The sequence below is a fragment of the Streptomyces sp. NPDC046859 genome (assembly GCF_040645135.1).
Lineage (GTDB): Bacteria > Actinomycetota > Actinomycetes > Streptomycetales > Streptomycetaceae > Streptomyces.
Window position 1 is genome coordinate 240,253 of sequence record NZ_JBEYXR010000002.1, and the last position, 18,049, is coordinate 258,301.

19 protein-coding genes are annotated in these 18,049 nt (G+C 72.8%); 10 read left to right on the plus strand and 9 right to left on the minus strand.

The window, feature by feature from the left end:
• Nucleotides 1-176: 176 nt before the first annotated feature.
• Nucleotides 177-1,439: a family 10 glycosylhydrolase gene (locus ABZ899_RS03475; protein ID WP_361340097.1), complete on the plus strand. Its 1,263-nt coding sequence runs from the start codon at nt 177-179 to the stop codon at nt 1,437-1,439.
• 46 nt (nt 1,440-1,485) lie between these two features.
• Here ABZ899_RS03475 and ABZ899_RS03480 read toward each other — a convergent pair whose 3' ends face one another.
• Entirely contained in the window at nt 1,486-1,686 is a 201-nt protein-coding gene (locus tag ABZ899_RS03480) for a DUF1918 domain-containing protein (protein WP_361340100.1), read from the minus strand.
• A gap of 95 nt (nt 1,687-1,781) precedes the next feature.
• Nucleotides 1,782-2,717, minus strand: coding sequence for a DMT family transporter (locus ABZ899_RS03485; RefSeq protein ID WP_361340102.1), 936 nt, complete (start codon nt 2,715-2,717; stop codon nt 1,782-1,784).
• On the opposite strand from ABZ899_RS03485, the gene ABZ899_RS03490 reads away from it, so the two are divergent.
• The 3 genes from ABZ899_RS03490 (at nt 2,716) to ABZ899_RS03500 (ending at nt 5,401) form a co-directional block, all read left to right on the plus strand.
• The gene (locus ABZ899_RS03490) at nt 2,716-4,158 is read left to right on the plus strand and encodes a PLP-dependent aminotransferase family protein (RefSeq protein WP_361340105.1); all 1,443 of its coding nucleotides are present in this window, start codon (nt 2,716-2,718) and stop codon (nt 4,156-4,158) included. The two genes, ABZ899_RS03485 and ABZ899_RS03490, sit on opposite strands and share 2 nt — an antisense overlap.
• 72 nt (nt 4,159-4,230) lie before the next feature.
• Nucleotides 4,231-4,665: a GNAT family N-acetyltransferase gene (locus ABZ899_RS03495; RefSeq protein WP_361340108.1), complete on the plus strand. Its 435-nt coding sequence runs from the start codon at nt 4,231-4,233 to the stop codon at nt 4,663-4,665.
• 142 nt (nt 4,666-4,807) lie between these two features.
• The gene (locus tag ABZ899_RS03500) at nt 4,808-5,401 is read left to right on the plus strand and encodes a histidine phosphatase family protein (RefSeq protein ID WP_361340110.1); all 594 of its coding nucleotides are present in this window, start codon (nt 4,808-4,810) and stop codon (nt 5,399-5,401) included.
• Here the strand turns inward: ABZ899_RS03500 and ABZ899_RS03505 are convergent.
• A complete protein-coding gene (locus ABZ899_RS03505; RefSeq protein WP_361340112.1) occupies nt 5,383-5,826 on the minus strand; it encodes a DUF6314 family protein in 444 nt (147 codons plus the stop codon). The genes ABZ899_RS03500 and ABZ899_RS03505 overlap by 19 nt on opposite strands.
• 236 nt (nt 5,827-6,062) lie before the next feature.
• Between ABZ899_RS03505 and argC the strand changes: the two genes are divergently transcribed.
• From argC to ABZ899_RS03530, 5 genes are read left to right on the plus strand one after another with little or no spacing between them, the layout of a single operon-like run.
• Complete coding sequence (argC, locus tag ABZ899_RS03510) at nt 6,063-7,091, plus strand: N-acetyl-gamma-glutamyl-phosphate reductase (protein ID WP_361340114.1); 1,029 nt, start codon at nt 6,063-6,065, stop codon at nt 7,089-7,091.
• Nucleotides 7,088-8,239 carry a bifunctional glutamate N-acetyltransferase/amino-acid acetyltransferase ArgJ gene (gene argJ / locus ABZ899_RS03515; protein WP_361340116.1) on the plus strand — a complete coding sequence of 384 codons (1,152 nt, stop codon included), beginning with the start codon at nt 7,088-7,090 and terminating at the stop codon, nt 8,237-8,239. Before argC ends, argJ begins: the two co-directional genes overlap by 4 nt.
• Nucleotides 8,236-9,156, plus strand: a complete 921-nt coding sequence (argB, locus tag ABZ899_RS03520) for an acetylglutamate kinase (RefSeq protein WP_361340119.1) — start codon at nt 8,236-8,238, stop codon at nt 9,154-9,156. Before argJ ends, argB begins: the two co-directional genes overlap by 4 nt.
• Entirely contained in the window at nt 9,153-10,349 is a 1,197-nt protein-coding gene (locus ABZ899_RS03525; RefSeq protein ID WP_361340121.1) for an acetylornithine transaminase, read from the plus strand. The genes argB and ABZ899_RS03525 overlap by 4 nt, the downstream gene beginning before the upstream one ends.
• Nucleotides 10,350-10,356: 7 nt before the next feature.
• Nucleotides 10,357-10,902 carry an arginine repressor gene (locus ABZ899_RS03530; RefSeq protein WP_361340124.1) on the plus strand — a complete coding sequence of 182 codons (546 nt, stop codon included), beginning with the start codon at nt 10,357-10,359 and terminating at the stop codon, nt 10,900-10,902.
• Nucleotides 10,903-10,929: 27 nt separating this feature from the next.
• Here ABZ899_RS03530 and ABZ899_RS03535 read toward each other — a convergent pair whose 3' ends face one another.
• The 6 genes from ABZ899_RS03535 to ABZ899_RS03560 all read right to left on the minus strand — a co-directional run bounded on the left by ABZ899_RS03535 (nt 10,930) and on the right by ABZ899_RS03560 (nt 16,297).
• The gene (locus ABZ899_RS03535) at nt 10,930-11,670 is read right to left on the minus strand and encodes an FAD:protein FMN transferase (RefSeq protein WP_361340127.1); all 741 of its coding nucleotides are present in this window, start codon (nt 11,668-11,670) and stop codon (nt 10,930-10,932) included.
• Nucleotides 11,671-11,725: 55 nt separating this feature from the next.
• Nucleotides 11,726-12,514, minus strand: a complete 789-nt coding sequence (locus ABZ899_RS03540; RefSeq protein ID WP_361340130.1) for an FMN-binding protein — start codon at nt 12,512-12,514, stop codon at nt 11,726-11,728.
• A gap of 46 nt (nt 12,515-12,560) precedes the next feature.
• Complete coding sequence (locus tag ABZ899_RS03545; protein WP_361340132.1) at nt 12,561-13,943, minus strand: ferredoxin reductase family protein; 1,383 nt, start codon at nt 13,941-13,943, stop codon at nt 12,561-12,563.
• An 89-nt stretch (nt 13,944-14,032) separates the two neighbouring features.
• The gene (locus ABZ899_RS03550) at nt 14,033-14,722 is read right to left on the minus strand and encodes a L,D-transpeptidase family protein (RefSeq protein WP_361340133.1); all 690 of its coding nucleotides are present in this window, start codon (nt 14,720-14,722) and stop codon (nt 14,033-14,035) included.
• A gap of 3 nt (nt 14,723-14,725) precedes the next feature.
• Nucleotides 14,726-15,313, minus strand: a complete 588-nt coding sequence (locus ABZ899_RS03555; protein ID WP_361340136.1) for a pyridoxamine 5'-phosphate oxidase family protein — start codon at nt 15,311-15,313, stop codon at nt 14,726-14,728.
• A 117-nt stretch (nt 15,314-15,430) separates the two neighbouring features.
• Complete coding sequence (locus tag ABZ899_RS03560) at nt 15,431-16,297, minus strand: hypothetical protein (RefSeq protein WP_361340138.1); 867 nt, start codon at nt 16,295-16,297, stop codon at nt 15,431-15,433.
• A gap of 269 nt (nt 16,298-16,566) precedes the next feature.
• Between ABZ899_RS03560 and argH the strand changes: the two genes are divergently transcribed.
• Nucleotides 16,567-17,997, plus strand: a complete 1,431-nt coding sequence (gene argH, locus ABZ899_RS03565; protein ID WP_361340140.1) for an argininosuccinate lyase — start codon at nt 16,567-16,569, stop codon at nt 17,995-17,997.
• Nucleotides 17,998-18,049: the final 52 nt, after the last annotated feature.

Sequence of the window (18,049 nt, forward strand, 5' to 3'; positions counted from 1 at the left end):
CTGCGGCAGGTCCGCCGTTGTTCGGCGCCTGCTCCAAAAGGGCACGTTACCTTCGGCGCAGCTTGATCGATCGTTCGGGTGCCTCATGAAAGGCTGACGCCGGACCGGTCCGGTTCATCCGGATCTGTCATGGAACGGGGGTCCTTGACCGCGTCACCACGGGAGGTACGAAGACGATGCTGCACCGGAAGTCACCGCTGTCACGACGGGCGTTCACCGTCACCGCCCTGTCGGCACTCGTGGCGTCGGGCGGTGCCCTGACGGCGGGGACCGCCGTGGCGGGCGGGACCGACCGTGACCGACGCCACGCGGCCCGGGAGATGCGCGGGATGTGGCTGGCGACCGTGGCGAACCGCGACTGGCCCTCCCGGCAGGGCCTGAGCGCTCGGCAGCAGCGCACCGAACTCCTCGCCCACCTGGACACGGCGGTGAAGCGCCGCCTCAACACGGTGATCTTCCAGGTGCGCCCCACCGCGGACGCCCTCTGGCCGTCGCCGCACGAGCCCTGGTCGCAGGTCCTCACCGGCACCCAGGGCCGGGACCCCGGCTGGGATCCGCTGGGCACCGCCGTCACCGAGGCCCACAAGCGCGGACTGCAGCTGCACGCCTGGTTCAACCCGTACCGCGTCGCCAACCACGGCGACGTCGGCCGGCTCGTCGCCTCCCACCCCGCCCGGCAGCACCCCGACTGGGTGGTGCCGTACGGCGGCCGGCTCTACTACAACCCGGGGCTGCCGGAGGTCCGGGCCTTCGTGCAGCGGGCCATGCTCGACGCCGTCGAGCGGTACGCGGTCGACGCGGTCCACTTCGACGACTACTTCTACCCGTACCCGGTCGCCGGGCAGTCCTTCGACGACGACGACGCCTACGACGCCCACGGCAGCGCCTTCCCGGTCCGGGCGGCGTGGCGGCGGGACAACATCAACCGGCTGATCCGGGAGATGGCCGCCGCCGTCAAACGGACCAGGCCCGCGACCCAGTTCGGCGTGAGTCCGTTCGGGGTGTGGCGCAACGCCGCCACCGACTCCCGCGGCTCCGACACCCGCGCCGGTGTGCAGACGTACGACGACCTGCACGCGGACACCCGCACCTGGGTGCGCAAGGGCTGGATCGACTACATCTGCCCGCAGCTGTACTGGAACATCGGGCTGGCCGCCGCCGACTACGCCCGGCTGGTGCCGTGGTGGGCCGCGGTGGCGAAGGGGAGCAGGACGCGGCTCTACCTCGGGGAGGCGCTGTACAAGGCGGGCGACCCGGCGCAGCCCGCCGCCTGGCAGGACCCGGCGGAGCTGTCACGGCATCTGACCCTCGCCAAGAAGCACGCACAGGTGCGCGGCCATGTCTTCTTCGCGGCCAAGGACGTGGCGGCGGACCGGATCGGGGCTGTCGACCGCGTGGTCGCGGACCACTACGGGCAGCCCGTGCCGCCCCCGGTGTGACCGGTCCGGCCGGCCCGGCCGGCACGAGCCGGGCCGGTGGACACGGTCAGTGGGACATCTCCTGGTGACGGTGACGGATCTCGGTGTCGGGGCCGGGGGAGCACAGCCCCTCGTGCCCGTCCTCGAAGCGGACGCGGTACGGAGGATTGCCCTTCTGGCCCAGGATCTCGACGATCTCGCCTATCTTGTCGTGTTGCCCGACCACCCTGCCGTGCTGGACAAGCTGGTCGCCCACGGTTGCGCGCATTGGTTGGGCCTCCTCAGCGGATGCCGGAGCAGCGGTCCGTGGCCTTGAGTCTACGGCGCCAGGCGGGAGCGGGAGGCGGGCCGGATCGCACCCGCTCAGCCACGCGCCCGCTGGGTCACGGCGATGCAGACGAGCACCGCCACGGCCGTGAGGGGTGCGGCCACCGTCAGGTGCTCGCCCAGCAGGAGCACCGACCACACCAGTGTGAGCAGGGGTTGGGCCAACTGCAACTGGCTGGCCTTCGGGATGCCGATGGCGGCCATGCCGCGGTACCAGACGACCAGCCCGAGGAACTGCGAACCCGCCGCGACCCAGAGCAGTCCGGTCACGCCGTGCCAGGTCCACCGCACGGGCTCGTGCGCCAGCGCCACCGCGGCGGCCGGCAGGCCCAGCGGCAGGCACAGCACCAGCGCCCAGCCGATCACCTGCCAGCCCGGCATGGCCCGGGCCAGCCGGCCGCCCTCGGTGTAGCCGGCCGCGCAGACCAGCAGCGCCGCGAACAGGTACAGGTCGGCGGTGGTCAGGGCGCCGCCGCTCTGCTGGACGGTGAAGGCGACCACGGCGGCGGCGCCCGCGAGCGCCGCCAGCCAGAAGGTGCGCGACGGCCGGGTGCCGACCCGCAGGGCGGAGAACAGGGCCGTCGTCAGCGGCAGCAGACCGACGACCACGGCGGCGTGCGCGGTGGTGGACGTCCGCAGCGCGAGCGTGGTGAGCAGCGGGAAGCCGAGGACCACGCCCGCCGCGACCACCGTGAGCCCCGCCCAGTGCCGGCGGGCGGGGAGCGGCACGCGCAGGGCCAGCAGACACCCGCCCGCGATCAGGGCGGCCAGCACACTGCGCACGGCCACCAGCGACCACGGGCCGAACCCCTCCAGGCCCCAGGCCGTGGCGGGGAAGGTCAGGGAGAAGGCCGCGACCCCGAGGCCGGCCTGGAGCGTGCCGCGGACGACCGGGGCGGCCACGACGTCCGGGTCGGTGCGGCTGCTGACCGCTATCGGGCTCGGGGCGATAGCGCTATTCTCAGTCCTCATGCAAGAGCGTAGCAGCGTGGCCGAGTTGGCGAATCAACTGCGTCGGGAGTTGGACCGCTACTCTCCCGGTGGAAAGCTGCCGTCGAGCAGAGCCCTCGTGGAACGCTTCCGGGTGAGCCCGGTGACCGTGTCCCGGGCCCTCGCCCAGTTGACCGCCGAAGGGCTCGTCGTCACCAGGCCCGGCGCCGGCGCCTTCCGCGCCGAGCGGCCCGCACCGGCCGCCGCCACCGGGGACACCTCCTGGCAGGAGGTGACGCTCAGCGCCGACAGCGCCACGGAACTCGTGCCGCGGTCGGTGGACGCCTCCGGGGTGCTGGTGTCGCTGGCCGCCCCGCCGTCCGGCGTGATCGAGTTCAACGGCGGCTATCTGCACCCCTCGCTGCAGCCCGAGCGCGCGATGGCCGCCGCACTGTCCCGCGCCGGTCGGCGGCCCGGCGCCTGGGGACGCCCTCCGATGGAGGGGCTGCCGGAGCTGCGCGAGTGGTTCGCGCGCGGCATCGGCGGGCCGGGCGGCCCGGTCACGGCCGCCGAGGTGCTGATCACCGCGGGCGGCCAGTCCGCCCTGACGACGGCGCTGAAGGCGCTCGCGCCGCCCGGCGCCCCGGTCCTCGTCGAGTCGCCCACCTACCCGGGCATGCTGGCCATCGCCCGCGCCGCCGGACTCCGCCCGGTCCCGGTGCCGGTCGACGCGGACGGCGTCCGGCCCGCCCTGCTCGCGGACGCCTTCCGGGCCACCGGAGCCCGGGTGTTCGTGTGTCAGCCCCTGTTCCAGAACCCGACCGGCGCCCTGCTCGCACCGGAGCGGCGCGGCGAGGTGCTGCGCATCGCCCGCGAGGCCGGCGCCTTCGTCGTCGAGGACGACTTCGTACGGCGGCTGGTGCACGAGGACGCGGGGCCGCTCCCGCGTCCGCTGGCCGCCGACGACCCCGACGGCGTCGTCGTCCACGTCTGCTCGCTGACCAAGGCGACCTCGCCGAGCTTCCGGGTGAGCGCGCTCGCCGCCCGGGGCCCGGTGCTGGAGCGGCTGCGCGCGATCCAGGTCGTCGACAGCTTCTTCGTGCCGCGCCCGTTGCAGGAGGCGGCGGTGGAACTGGTCGGTTCGCCCGCCTGGCCCCGGCACCTGCGGGCCGTCGCCGCCGAGCTGAAGGCACGCCGGGACACCATGACCGCCTCCCTCCGGCTGTCCCTGCCCGAACTCGCCCTCCCGCACATCCCCTCCGGCGGCTACCACCTCTGGCTGCGCCTGCCCGACGGCACCGACGAGGCGGGCCTGACCACCGCCGCCCTGCGCGCCGGAGTCGCCATCACTCCGGGCCGCCCGTACTTCAGCGCCGAACCCCCGGCCCCGCACATCCGGTTGAGCTTCGCGGGCGTGGCGGGCGCGGGGGAGATCACGGAGGGCGTACGACGCCTGAGGGCCGCCTGCGACGAGGTGCTGTGACCGCCGGGGGCCGTCGATCCCACCTGGGAAAAAGGCTCGACGGAGCCGCCCGGGCCCTGCGAATCTCGGCGCATGACCGACACCCCGCCCCTCGCCGAGGGCTACGAGATCTCCACCGACGCGGCACGCCTCGACCGCGAGCGGGTGCACCGCTGGCTGTCCACCGACGCCTACTGGGCGCTCGGGCGGGCTCGGGAGAAGCAGGAGGCCGCCATCGACGGGTCGCTGAACTTCGGGGTGTACGACACGGCGTCGGGGGAGCAGGCCGCGTACGCCCGGGTCGTCACCGACCACGCCACCTTCGCCTGGCTGTGCGACGTGTACGTCGACCCGTCGGTGCGCGGCAAGGGCATCGGGACGGCCCTCGTGGGGGCCGTGCGCGAGCACCTGCGCCCGTACGGGGTCCGGCGCGTCCTGCTCGCCACGCACGACGCCCACGGGGTGTACGCGAAGCTCGGGTTCGCCGCGCTGGAGCGCCCGGACCACTGGATGGCGCTCTACCTGTAGACGATCCCGCACCGGGCGGCGCGGCCCTTTTTGCGAGGGTCCGCCCGCCTGGTCCCGACCACGCAGTGAGGGCGTGTCCACCGTCGGTGACATGGGAACGATCCCTCTTGACCTGGTCACCTTCCCGTCACACCATCACCGCATGTCGCTACGGGTCACGTTCGTCGCCGCCGCGCGCAGCTCGGCGCTGCTCGCCGAGCGCTTCCAGGACGACCGGCCGCTGGACCAGGCCGGCTGGGACGAGGTGCAGCATGTCGCACGCGACCTGCTGCCGCTGGCGGCGGCCGACCTGCGCTACTGCTCGCCCACCCCGCGCAGCCGCGCCACCGGCGACGCCCTCGGCTACGCCCCGCTGGTCCAACTGGCCCTGCGCGACTGCGACATGGGCCGCTGGCGCGGGCTCACGCTGGGCGAGGCCATGGCCCGGGAGCCCGACGCGGTGGACGCCTGGCTCGCCGACCCGCGCGGCACCCCGCACGGCGGCGAGTCGCTGATCGCCTTCATCTCCCGGGTCGGCGGCTGGCTGGACACGCGGCCCGTGGAGGACGGCGACCGGATCGTGGCGGTGGCCGAGCCGTCCGTGATCCGGGCCGCGCTGGTCTACGCCCTGAAGGCGCCGCCGTCGACGTACTGGAACATCGATGTCAGACCCCTGGCGGCGACCACGGTCATCGGGCACGCCGGCCGCTGGAATCTGCGTCTGGAGGGGACCTCGGCTCAGACCACGCGCGCGTAGTCCGTGGTGAGGACCAGGTCCTTGGCGGGGCCGCGCACCCGCCACACGGTCCGCCAGTGGTCCTCGTCCCGGACCGTGAAGTCGCCCCGGTAGAGGTCCGCCGAGCAGGGGTGGTCGGCGATGTGACGGCCGCTGCGCAGGTCGAGATCGTGGAACGGGCGGCCGTCCGCGAACCGCACGTCCGCCGTGCCCGGTGCGGCACCGGGCAGGAACCGCAACGTGCGCTCCGCCGGCCGGGCCACCCCGCGCCAGACGAACTCACCGGACTCGTGGTGCAGCAGTCCGCCGCCCGCCAGCGGCCCGAAAACCGTCGTACCCGTGAAGGCGCCCTCGTCGCCGCTCGCGAGGTCGCGCACGGAACGCGCGACCCGCCAGTCGCCGGCCAGATAGGTCAGCGCCTCCGGCACCGGCCAGAACTCGCCCATCCCTTCCCTCTCTCCCGTCGCTTCAGGGCCCGCGGGACCCGGCGACGCTCCTCGCTCCCCTCCCTATCTTGCCGTTCGGATTCCTGATCGCCGTACGTCAGGTCGAACCGCCGGACCGCTCGAACGTTCCCAGCGAACTCCGTGACCTTCCTCCGCCTGGAAGCCGCCCGCCGATGAACGCGATTGCATAAAACTGCGGCGAAACGTATAGTCATGCCATCGAGGAGGAGGCATCCATGGCGGTACGTGCGGCAGTGGCCGGAGCGAGCGGATACGCGGGCGGGGAACTGCTGCGTCTGCTCCTGGCGCACCCCGAGGTCGAGATCGGCGTCCTGACCGGCAACAGCAACGCGGGACAGCGGCTCGGGGCACTCCAGCCGCATCTGCTGCCGCTCGCCGACCGGGTGCTGGCCCCGACCACGCCCGAGGCGCTGGCCGGCCACGACGTCGTCTTCCTCGCCCTGCCGCACGGACAGTCCGCCGCCGTCGCCGAGCAGCTCGGCCCGGACGTGCTCGTGGTCGACATGGGTGCCGACTTCCGGCTGAAGGACGCCGGCGACTGGGAGCGGTTCTACGGCTCCCCGCACGCCGGGACCTGGCCGTACGGCCTGCCCGAGCTGCCCGGCGGCCGCGCCGCGCTGGAAGGCTCCCGGCGTATCGCGGTCCCCGGCTGCTACCCGACCGCCGTCTCCCTGGCCCTCTTCCCCGCCTACCAGGCCGGCCTCGCCGAACCGGAGGCCGTGATCGTCGCCGCCTCCGGCACGTCCGGCGCCGGCAAGTCGCCCAAGCCGCACCTGCTGGGCAGCGAGGTCATGGGCTCCATGACGCCGTACGGCGTCGGCGGCGGCCACCGGCACAGCCCCGAGATGATCCAGAACCTCAGCGCGGCCGCGGGGGAGCGGGTCTCCGTCTCCTTCACGCCGACTCTCGCGCCGATGCCCCGCGGCATCCTCGCCACGTGCAGCGCCCGGGCCCGCGACGGCGTCGGCGCCGAGGCCGTGCGCGCCGCGTACGAGAAGGCGTTCGCGGACGAGCCCTTCGTCCACCTCCTCCTGGAGGGGCAGTGGCCCGCCACGGCGTCCGTCCACGGTTCGAACGCCGTTCAGGTGCAGGTCGCGTTCGACCCCGCCGCGCACCGCATCATCGCGATCAGCGCCATCGACAACCTGACCAAGGGCACGGCCGGCGGCGCCGTGCAGAGCATGAACATCGTGCTCGGGTTCCACGAGGAGACCGGGCTTTCCACGATCGGAGTCGCACCGTGAGCGTCACGGCAGCCAAGGGATTCACGGCGGCGGGCATCGCCGCCGGGATCAAGGAGAACGGCAACCCGGACCTGGCCCTCGTGGTCAACACCGGGCCCCGCCGCGCCGCCGCGGGCGTGTTCACCTCCAACCGCGTCAAGGCCGCACCCGTGCTGTGGTCCGAGCAGGTCCTCAAAAGCGGCCAGGTGTCGGCCGTCGTCCTCAACTCCGGCGGCGCCAACGCCTGCACCGGGCCCAAGGGCTTCCAGGACACCCACGCCACCGCCGAGAAGGCGGCCGAGGTGCTCGGCCGGGGCGCCATCGAGATCGCCGTGTGCTCGACCGGCCTGATCGGCGTCCTGCTGCCCATGGACAAGCTGCTCCCAGGCATCGGGACCGCCGCCGGGCAGCTCTCCGAGCACGGCGGCGAGAAGGCCGCCATCGCCATCAAGACCACCGACACCGTCCACAAGACGTCCGTCGTCACGAAGGACGGGTGGACCGTCGGCGGCATGGCCAAGGGCGCCGGCATGCTCGCCCCCGGCCTCGCCACCATGCTGGTCGTCCTCACCACGGACGCCGACCTGGACGACGCGACGCTGGACAAGGCCCTGCGGGCCGCCACCCGGGTCACCTTCGACCGGGTCGACTCCGACGGCTGCATGTCCACCAACGACACCGTCCTGCTGCTCTCCTCCGGCGCGTCCGGCGTCACCCCGGCCTACGACGAGTTCGCGGAGGCGGTCCGGCAGGTCTGCGACGACCTCGGCCGGCAGCTCATCCGCGACGCCGAGGGCGCCAGCAAGGACATCAAGATCGAGGTGATCAACGCCGCGACCGAGGACGACGCCGTCGAGGTGGGCCGCACCATCGCCCGCAACAACCTCCTCAAGTGCGCCGTCCACGGCGAGGACCCCAACTGGGGCCGGGTGCTGTCCGCGATCGGCACCACGCGGGCCGCCTTCGAGCCGGACCGGCTCAACGTCGCCATCAACGGCGTCTGGGTCTGCAAGAACGGCGGCGTCGGCGAGGACCGGGAGAAGGTCGACATGCGCTACCGCGAGGTCCACATCGTCGCCGACCTCGCGGCCGGCTCCGAGACCGCCACGATCTGGACCAACGACCTCACCGCGGACTACGTCCACGAGAACAGCGCCTACTCGTCATGAGCAATACGACGCGGAAGCACACCGCGCTCCCCAAGGCCCAGATCCTCATCGAGGCGCTGCCCTGGCTCGTCCGCCACAACGGCAAGACCGTCGTCATCAAGTTCGGCGGCAACGCCATGATCGACGAGGACCTGAAGGCCGCGTTCGCCCAGGACGTCGTGTTCCTGCACCACGCCGGGCTCAAGCCGGTCGTCGTGCACGGCGGCGGCCCGCAGATCAGCGCCGCCCTCGACAAGCACGGCATCGTCAGCGAGTTCAAGGCCGGCCTGCGCGTCACCACCGAGGACGCCATGGACGTCGTACGGATGGTGCTCGCCGGACAGGTGCAGCGCGAGCTGGTCAACCTGCTCAACCAGCACGGCCCGCTCGCCGTCGGTCTGACCGGCGAGGACGCGCACACCATCACCGCCACCAGGCACCAGCCCGAGATCGACGGAGAACTGATCGACATCGGGCTGGTGGGCGAGATCACCGAGATCGACACGGGCGCGATCGAGGCCCTGCTCGCCGACGGCCGCATCCCGGTCGTCTCCTCCATCGCCCGCAGTCAGGACGGAGGCGACCAAGGGCATGTCTACAACGTCAATGCTGATACGGCGGCTGCGGCACTCGCGGCTGCGCTGGGAGCGGAGACTCTCATGGTCCTCACGGACGTCGAGGGCCTCTACGAGGACTGGCCCCACTCCGACGAGGTGATCAGCCGCCTCACCGCCTCCCAGCTGGAGAAACTGCTGCCCGAACTCAGCTCGGGCATGGTGCCGAAGATGGAGGGCTGCCTGCACGCCGTACGCAACGGCGTCACCACCGCCCGCGTCATCGACGGCCGGGTCCAGCACTCGATCCTGCTGGAGATCTTCACCGATGAGGGAATCGGCACGATGGTCGTGCCGGACGCGCCGGAGGGGGACGCGCAGTGACCGCCAACCAGGAGTACGCCCAGCGGTGGCAGGGCTCGCTCATGAACAACTACGGCACCCCGCGGCTCCCCCTGGTGCGCGGCGAGGGCCTGAAGGTCTGGGACGCCGAGGGCACGCAGTACCTCGACTTCGTCGGCGGCATCGCCACCAACGCGCTGGGCCACGCCCACCCGGCGATCGTCGAGGCCGTGAGCCGGCAGATCGCCTCCCTCGGCCACATCTCCAACTTCTTCATGGCCGAGCCGACCGTCGCCCTCGCCGAACGGCTGCTCCAGCTCTTCGGCCGGGACGGCAGGGTCTTCTTCTGCAACTCCGGCGCCGAGGCCAACGAGGCCGCGTTCAAACTGGGCCGGCTCACCGGACGCACCCACGTCGTCGCCACCGACGGCGGCTTCCACGGCCGCACCATGGGCGCCCTCGCGCTGACCGGCCAGCCCGGCAAGCGCGATCCCTTCCTGCCGCTGCCCGGCGACGTCACCCACGTCCCCTACGGCGACGCGCAGGCGCTGGCCGCGGCCGTCACCGAGGAGACGGCCCTCGTGATCATCGAGCCCGTCCAGGGCGAGAACGGCGTCGTGGTCCCGCCGCCCGGCTATCTGAAGGCGGCGCGGGCGATCACCGCCGCCACCGGCGCGCTGCTCGTCCTCGACGAGGTGCAGACCGGCATCGGCCGCACCGGGCACTGGTTCGCCTACCAGGCCCACGAGGGCGTCCTCCCGGACGTCGTCACCCTGGCCAAGCAGCTCGGCGGCGGACTGCCGCTCGGCGCGACGGTCGCCTTCGGACGGGCCGCGGACCTGCTCCAGCCCGGTCACCACGGCACGACCTTCGGCGGCAACCCGGTCGCCTGCGCCGCGGGCCTGGCCGTCCTGGACACCATCGCGGACGACGGGCTGCTGGAGAACGTCAAGCGGCAGAGCGAGAAACTGCGCGACGGCGTCGAGGCGCTCGGCCACCCGTCGGTCGACCATGTCCGGGGCGCGGGGCTGCTCCTGGGTATCGTGCTCACCGGGCCGCTCGCCGCCAAGGTGCAGCAGGCGGCCCAGGACGCCGGTTTCCTGGTGAACGCGCCCGCCCCCGATGTCGTACGGCTGATGCCGCCGCTGAACCTGGGGGACGACGAAGTGGAGGCGCTTCTTCGGGGCCTGCCCGGCATCCTGGACGTGGCCGCAGGGGACGGATCCGGAGAATGAGACGACGATGAGCCAGGCACAGGACCACGGGGCGAACGGGGCCGCCGGGCCCGCCGTGCCGCAGACCCGCACCGCACGTCACCGCCGGATCGTGGACATCCTCAACCGGCAGCCCGTGCGGTCGCAGAGTCAGCTGGCGAAACTGCTCGCCGACGACGGGCTGAACGTCACCCAGGCGACGCTCTCCCGCGACCTCGACGAGCTGAACGCGGTCAAGATCCGCAACAACGACGGCGACCTCATCTACGCGGTGCCCAGCGAGGGCGGCTTCCGCACGCCCCGCGCCCCGCTCGGGGAGTCCGCCAAGGAGGAGCGGATGCGGCGGCTCTCGCAGGAGCTGCTGATCTCCGCGGAGGCCTCGGCGAACCTCGTGGTCCTGCGCACCCCTCCGGGGGCCGCCCAGTTCCTGGCCTCGGCCATCGACCAGGCCGAACTGCACGACATCCTCGGCACGATCGCCGGCGACGACACCCTGATGCTGATCAGCCGGAACCCCACGGGAGGCCAGGCGCTCGCCGACCACCTGCTGAGGCTGGCCCAGAACGCGCACTGAGCGGCCGGGAGGGGGGCGGGAGCCCCCTCAGCCCAGGCGGGCCGCCAGCCCTCCCGTGCACCGCACCTCGTCGCCCGCGGTGATCAGCAGCGCCTCCACGTCCGGCAGGGACTCCAGCCAGGCCAGGCCCTCCCGCGACCCCATGGCGAAGGCCGCCGTCGCCCAGCAGTCCGCCCAGGTCAGCCGGGGGGCGGTCACCGTCACGGCCACCAGGTCCGTGACCGCCGAGCGGCCCGTGCGCGGGTCGACGATATGGGCGCCGCGCTCGGCCGTGCCGGAGGTGGCCACCGCCAGCTCGTCCAGGCCGGCCGCGGAGATGACCGCGGCGAGCCCCCCGGGACGCAGCGGGTCGGCCACGCCCACCCGCCAGGGGCGCCGGGGACCCGGCAGACCGAGCAGTTGCACATCCCCGCCGCCGTTCACGCTCACGCCGGTCACCCCGGGGACCTCGGCGAGGGCCCGCGCCGCCCGCTCGACCGACCAGCCCTTGACGATGCCGGTCGGGTCCACGCTCCCCGCGTACGACGTGCTGAACCAGCCGTCGCTCAACCGCTGCGCCTCGGCGCCGAGTTCGATCACCTCGGCCACCTCCGGGTCGCAGGCGCCGAGCGTCAGCTCCCCGCGGGCCAGCCGGGAGACCTGACTGCCGTCACGGTACGTGCTGAACACCTCGTCGACCCGGTGCAGCCCGGCGACCGCCATGTCCAGGGCCGACCGGACGGCGTCGGGATCCCCGCCGCGGACGTCGAAGGAGACGACCGTCCCCATGACCTCCTCCGCACGACGTACCGCGGCGGGAGCTGGTGTCGGTTCCACCACCGTGTCAGCCACCGGCCTGGTCCAGGGCCGACTGCAGGGACTCCTTGTAGCCGGCGCTGGTGTAGGTCGCGCCGGACACGGCGTCGATGTCGGCGCTGCCGGCCGCCACGGCCGCCTGGTTGAGCTTCGGCACCGCGTTCGCGGTGATGTTGGTGCTCTGCCCGCCGCTCGGCGCCTGCACGGCCTCCGCCTTGGTGATCTTCCCGCCGCTGACGGTGACGCGGACCTGGACCGGCCCGTACTGCGTCTGCGCCACGGCGCCGGTCACGGTACGGGCCTGGGCGGCGCCGCCGCCCGAGCCCTGCCCGCCGGACTCCTGCGAGCCCGAGCCCTGCCCGGCGCCCGCGGCGGCGTTGGCCTTGTCGATCGCCGACTGGAGGGACTGCTTGTAGCCGGCGCTGGTGTAGGTCGCGCCGGACACGGCGTCGATGTCGGCGCTCTGCGCCGCCACCGCCGCCTGGTTGAGCTTCGGCACCGCGTTCGCGGTGATCTGGTCGCTCTGGCCGCCCTTGGGGGCCTGGACGGCCTCCGCCTTCGTGATCTTGCCGTTGGCCACGGTCAGCCGGACCTGGACCGCGCCGTACTGGGTGCGCGCCGCGTCACCGGTGACCGTGCCCGACCCGGCGGCCTGGGCGCCGCCCTGCGGCGAGGCCGCGACCGGCGGCGCCGCGCCGCCGGCCGCCTGGGCGGACGCCGGGTCGGTCGCCGGCTTCAGCGACAGCAGCAGCACGATCCCCGACACGGTGGCCGCGCCGGCCAGCACGAAACGCCGGATGGGGTGGCTCTTCCTCATGGCTTTCCACAGCTCCTGGAGTGGTGGTGACTCGAAGTCCGGTCGCTCACATCTCGAACGACTCGTGGTGGATGCGGCGGGCGGGCACTCCGGCGCCGCGCAGCGCCTCGTACACGGACTGCGCGAACCCGGGCGGGCCGCAGAGGAAGACGTCGTGCTTGTCGATGTCCGGCAGTTTCTGCCGCAGCCGCTCCGCCGAGATGTCCGGACGCTCGCCGTCCGGGCTGTTGACCGCGTACATCAGCCGGGCACCGCGCTCGTCGGCGATGGCCGAGAGCTCGTCCCACAGCGCCAGGTCCTGGGTGCTGTTGGCCCGGTAGAGCAGGGTGATGTCGCCGGCGGCGCCCGGCAGCGTCTCGAACAGCGCCCGCATCGGCGTGATGCCGACGCCGCCGGCCACCAGCAGCACCTTGCCCCGGCTGCGGCGCTGGGCCGTCAGGGCGCCGTAGGGGCCCTCCGCCCACACCTTGGTGCCGGGCTTCAGATCGCGCAGCCGGGACGTGTGGTCGCCGATCGCCTTGACCGTGATCCGCAGCATGTCGGGGCGGGGCGCCGCCGACAGCGAGTACGGGTGGGAGCTGAAGCGCATCCCCGGCGCCTTGAACCGCCAGCGGAAGAAGTGCCCGGCCTCGGCGCCCATCCGGTGCAGCTTGCGTCCGCCGATCAGCACCGACACGATGCCGGGCGTCTCCTCGATGACGGCCTCGACGTACATCCGGTGCCGCAGGTTGAGGCGGATCGGGGTGATGACCCGGTACCAGAGCACCAGCGCGGTGACCGCGCCGTACAGGCCGTACCAGAAGGTCTTCGCGGTGGGCTCGACGGCGAACTCGTTGCCCGTGGTGATCTGGTGCCAGAACGTCAGGAACACCGCCGCGTACGTCAGCAGGTGCACGTGGTACCAGCTGTCGTAGGGGATGCGGCGCCGGATGCCGCCGATGGAGATGAACGCGATGACGAACAGCAGTCCGGTGCCGATGGCCGCCTTGCCCATGTCGGGCAGCGTGTTCACGGAGTCGATCGTCTGCTGGACGACGTCGCCGAGGGTCCGGCCGCCCTGGAGGGCGTAGCCCCACATCGTCAGGAAGACGTGCGCGATGACCAGGCAGACCGTGTACCGGCCGCTCATGGCGTGCCAGCGGGCGACCCGGTCCGAGCCGACCCGCCGCTCCAGCGCGGGCACCCGGGCCATCTGCAGGACGACCAGCGCCATCAGATAGCCGGCGAGGAGACCGGTGATGCGTCCGGCGGCGAGGATCTTCGCGGTGTTGTCCGCGAGGGACGGCGTGTTGTCCCACCACAGCCACAGCACCGCCGCCGCGCCCGCCCACAGGGCGACGACCAGCGGGACGGCCGGGGAGCGGCGCGGACGGATGCGGCGCATCGTCTGGCGGCGGGCGGCACGGCCGCCTGCGAGCGTGGTGGTCACGGTTCCTCCGGGGACGGGAGCAAGGGGTTGACGTGGTCCCTTGGCCCAGAGATACGTGCGCGGAGGCCCGTGTGTTCAGCGGTTCCCCGTCAGTACCGGGTGATCGCCGTGGAGCCGGACGCGGTGCCGATCGCGATGTGCGGCTTGCGTCCGGGATCGGCCCATCCGAGGATCCTCTCCATCGCGTCCCGCGGCACCGACACACAACCCGCCGTAGCGCCCCGCCCGTTGACGTGGAGGAAGATCCCCGCGCCGCGCCCCTTCACCGGACGGGTGTAGTTGAAGCCGATGACGAGCGCGTGCGCGTAGCGGGAGCCGTAGGTGATCAGGTGCTCCGACTCGGCGGGCCGGCAGTCGCGCGCCAGCGGCTGGCTCCACCGGTTGTACGCGCGCGAGTCGTTGTCCTGGCACCACCAGGAGTTCTCACGGACACGGCGGTAGCTGTACGCCGTACCGGGCGGCGCGGCCTCGATGCCGAAGGCGTACGGGAGCCGGAACAGCCCGGTCGGCGTCGTGTTCGTGCCCTGCTTCCGCCGTGCCCCCGCGACCAGGCCCTTCGCCCCGAACCGCGCGGGCGCCGAACCCGCCCGCACCCAGCGGCCGCCCACGCGGTCCCACCAGGTCACCGTCCCCCTGGTCGAGCCGGTCCGCGGCGCGACGGCGGTGATCAGCTGGGTGCCGCCCCCGGTGTCGGCCATCCGGCCGGGCAGGGGGCCCGGCGGCGCGGCGCCGAGCGCGAGGAGGGAGGCGGACACGAGGGCGAGGGCGGCACGGCGCATGCCTCAGACGCTAGAGGGCGGCAGCGGCAACGGCAGCCCGGGTAGGCCGTCCAGGCTGGTCGCGATGTACTCCTTCTTGGCGAAGTAGGCGCTGAGCGAGTCGTCGTCCTCCCGGGAGAAGCGCTTTCCGTGCAGGTCCCGGTCCTCGTCGTACGTCATCAGGGGGACGGCGTACCCGCAGGAGTCCCGGATGCGCTCGGCGTGGACGACGACGATGGCGCGCAGGCCGTGCCGGGCCGGGTCGATGGCGGGGAAGTGGCCGAGGAGCCCGGCGAAGCGCGGGTCGTCACGGAGGACGGCCTCGCCGCGGCCGTGCACGCGCACGATGTTCGGCGGCCCCTGGAAGGCGCACCACATGAGGGTGATCCGGCCGTTCTCCCGCAGGTGCGCGATCGTCTCGGCGTTGGAGCCGGCGAAGTCCAGGTAGGCCAGTGTCCGTTCGTCGAGGACGGCGAAGGAGCCCTTGAGGCCCTTGGGGGAGAGGTTGACGGTGCCGTCGGCCGCGAGCGGCGCGGTGGCGGTGAAGAAGAGCGGCTGCTCCTCGATGAACGTGCGGAGCCTGCCGTCGATGCGCTCATATGTTTTGCCCACGTCCACCGATTATGGGCGCTGATCCTTCGGCTGTCTAAGGAATTCGCGTGCCGTCCCGGTGTCACCATGGCCGCCCCGGCCGGCGTGCCAACGGGGCGGCCACGGCTGCCTGTCACGTCACCGGGTGAGCGTGCAGGCGGCGAACGCCTCCAGCCCGTCGGGCTTCGCTGCCGCGCGGCCGATGGCGGTCTCGATGCGGTTGAGCGCGGCGACGCGCTTGTCCTTCAGCGGGCCGAGGATGGCGTTCTGGACGAAGGCGGGTCCGCCCTGTCCCACGGTGTCGGCCAGGCGCTGATTTGCCTCGGCGATCTGGGTCTGGAGCTGGGCGAGGTTGCGGTCGACCTCGGCCTGGGCGGAGGCGGGGATCGCGGGCAGCTCTCCGGTGACGTCGGGGCAGGTGATCGTGCCGACGCCGGCATCGCCCCCGTTCCCGTTGCCCCCGTCGTTCCCGTTGCCCTGGTCGGCGCCCGCGCCCGCCTCGCTCCCGGTCTCCTCCGCGCCGCCCGCGGTCCGGCCCGGCGTGGGCGCGGCCTGTGCTCCGTCGGCGTTCAGCGTGCAGGCGGCGAACTCCTCCAGCCCGTCGGGCTTCGCTGCCGCGCGGCCGATGGCGGTCTCGATGCGGTTGAGCGCGGCGACGCGCTTGTCCTTCAGCGGGCCGAGGATGGCGTTCTGGACGAAGGCGGGTCCGCCCTGTCCCACGGTGTCGGCCAGGCGCTGATTTGCCTCGGCGATCTGGGTCTGGAGCTGGGCGAGGTTGCGGTCGACCTCGGCCTGGGCGGAGGCGGGGATCGCGGGCAGCTCTCCGGTGACGTCGGGGCAGGTGATCGTGCCCGGACCGGCCAGGGTGCGGGCGGCGCCGGCGCGCTGCCCGTCCTCCCCGGCCAGGGCGAATCCGGCGATCACCGTGCCGGACAGCGCCACCGCGGCGGCGCCGCCGGCGAACGCGACACGACGCCTGTTGTACTTCGGAAGAGCCCTGGACATACGGATGCCTCACTCGGGTTCGGGGTGTCGTCGGGTGAGAACGCGGCGCCTGCGCTCGCCGGGAGATACGAGTAAGCGGTTACCCGTGTTCAACGGGAGCCCGCGCTTTCCGCTCCGACCCGGCCCGGATTGACGAATCATGCAGCCCTCTGCATACTCATGCAGGACAATGCGTGGTGAGCCGGCCGGCGCCCACTAGCGTGGCGACGGTCCCTCGTGCACCCCACGGGGGACCGACGCCACACCCAGACCTCCGAGGAGCACAGCGAGTGAGCAGCAACAGCGGTGACGTCCGGCTCTGGGGCGGCCGTTTCGCCGACGGTCCCGCCGAGGCCCTGGCCAAGCTGTCCGCCTCCGTCCACTTCGACTGGCGGCTGGCGCCCTACGACATCGCCGGGTCCCGTGCGCACGCGCGCGTGCTCCACGCGGCGGGACTGCTCACCGAGGACGAGCTGACCCGCATGATCGCCGGCCTGGACCAGCTGGAGGCGGACGTCGCCGACGGCTCGTTCGTGGGCACCGTCGCCGACGAGGACGTCCACACGGCCCTGGAGCGCGGCCTGCTGGAGCGCCTCGGCCCCGACCTCGGCGGCAAGCTGCGCGCGGGCCGGTCCCGCAACGACCAGGTCGCCACCCTCTTCCGGATGTACCTGCGCGACCACGCCCGGATCATCGGCGGCCTGATCGCCGACCTCCAGGACGCGCTGATCGGGCTCGCCGAGGCCCACCCGGACGTGGCGATGCCCGGCCGCACCCACCTCCAGCACGCCCAGCCGGTCCTCTTCGCCCACCACGTCCTCGCCCACGTCCAGTCCCTGTCCCGGGACGCCGAACGGCTGCGGCAGTGGGACGAGCGGACGGCCGTCTCGCCGTACGGCTCGGGCGCGCTCGCGGGCTCCTCGCTCGGTCTGGACCCGGAGGCGGTGGCCGAGGACCTCGGGTTCGAGCACGGCTCCGCCGCCAACTCGATCGACGGCACGGCCTCCCGTGACTTCGTCGCCGAGTTCGCCTTCATCACCGCGATGATCGGCGTGAACCTCTCCCGGATCGCCGAGGAGATCATCATCTGGAACACGAAGGAGTTCTCCTTCGTGACCCTGCACGACGCCTTCTCCACGGGCTCGTCGATCATGCCGCAGAAGAAGAACCCGGACATCGCCGAGCTCGCCCGGGGCAAGAGCGGCCGTCTGATCGGCAACCTCACGGGCCTGATGGCCACGCTCAAGGCGCTGCCGCTCGCCTACAACCGCGATCTCCAGGAGGACAAGGAGCCGGTGTTCGACTCCTGCGACCAGCTGGAGGTCCTGCTCCCCGCCTTCACCGGCATGATGGCCACCCTCACGGTCAACCGCGCGCGCATGGAGGAACTGGCCCCGGCCGGCTTCTCCCTGGCCACCGACATCGCCGAGTGGCTGGTCAAGCAGGGCGTCCCCTTCCGGGTCGCCCACGAGGTCGCCGGCGAGTGCGTGAAGGTCGCCGAGGCCGAGGGCAAGGAGCTGGACGAGCTGACGGACGAGCAGTTCGCGAAGATCTCCGCCCATCTGACGCCCGAGGTGCGGACCGTGCTGAACGTGCCCGGCGCCCTGGCCTCCCGCAGCGGCCGCGGGGGCACCGCCCCGAGCGCGGTCGCCGTCCAGCTCGCCGAGGTCAAGGCCGACGTGGCGGCCCAGCACGCCTGGGCCACGGCCAAGAAGGGCTGAGGCCCGCCCCGTGGGCCGGGGCGTCGCGGGTTACGTTGGTCGGAGTGCGGTA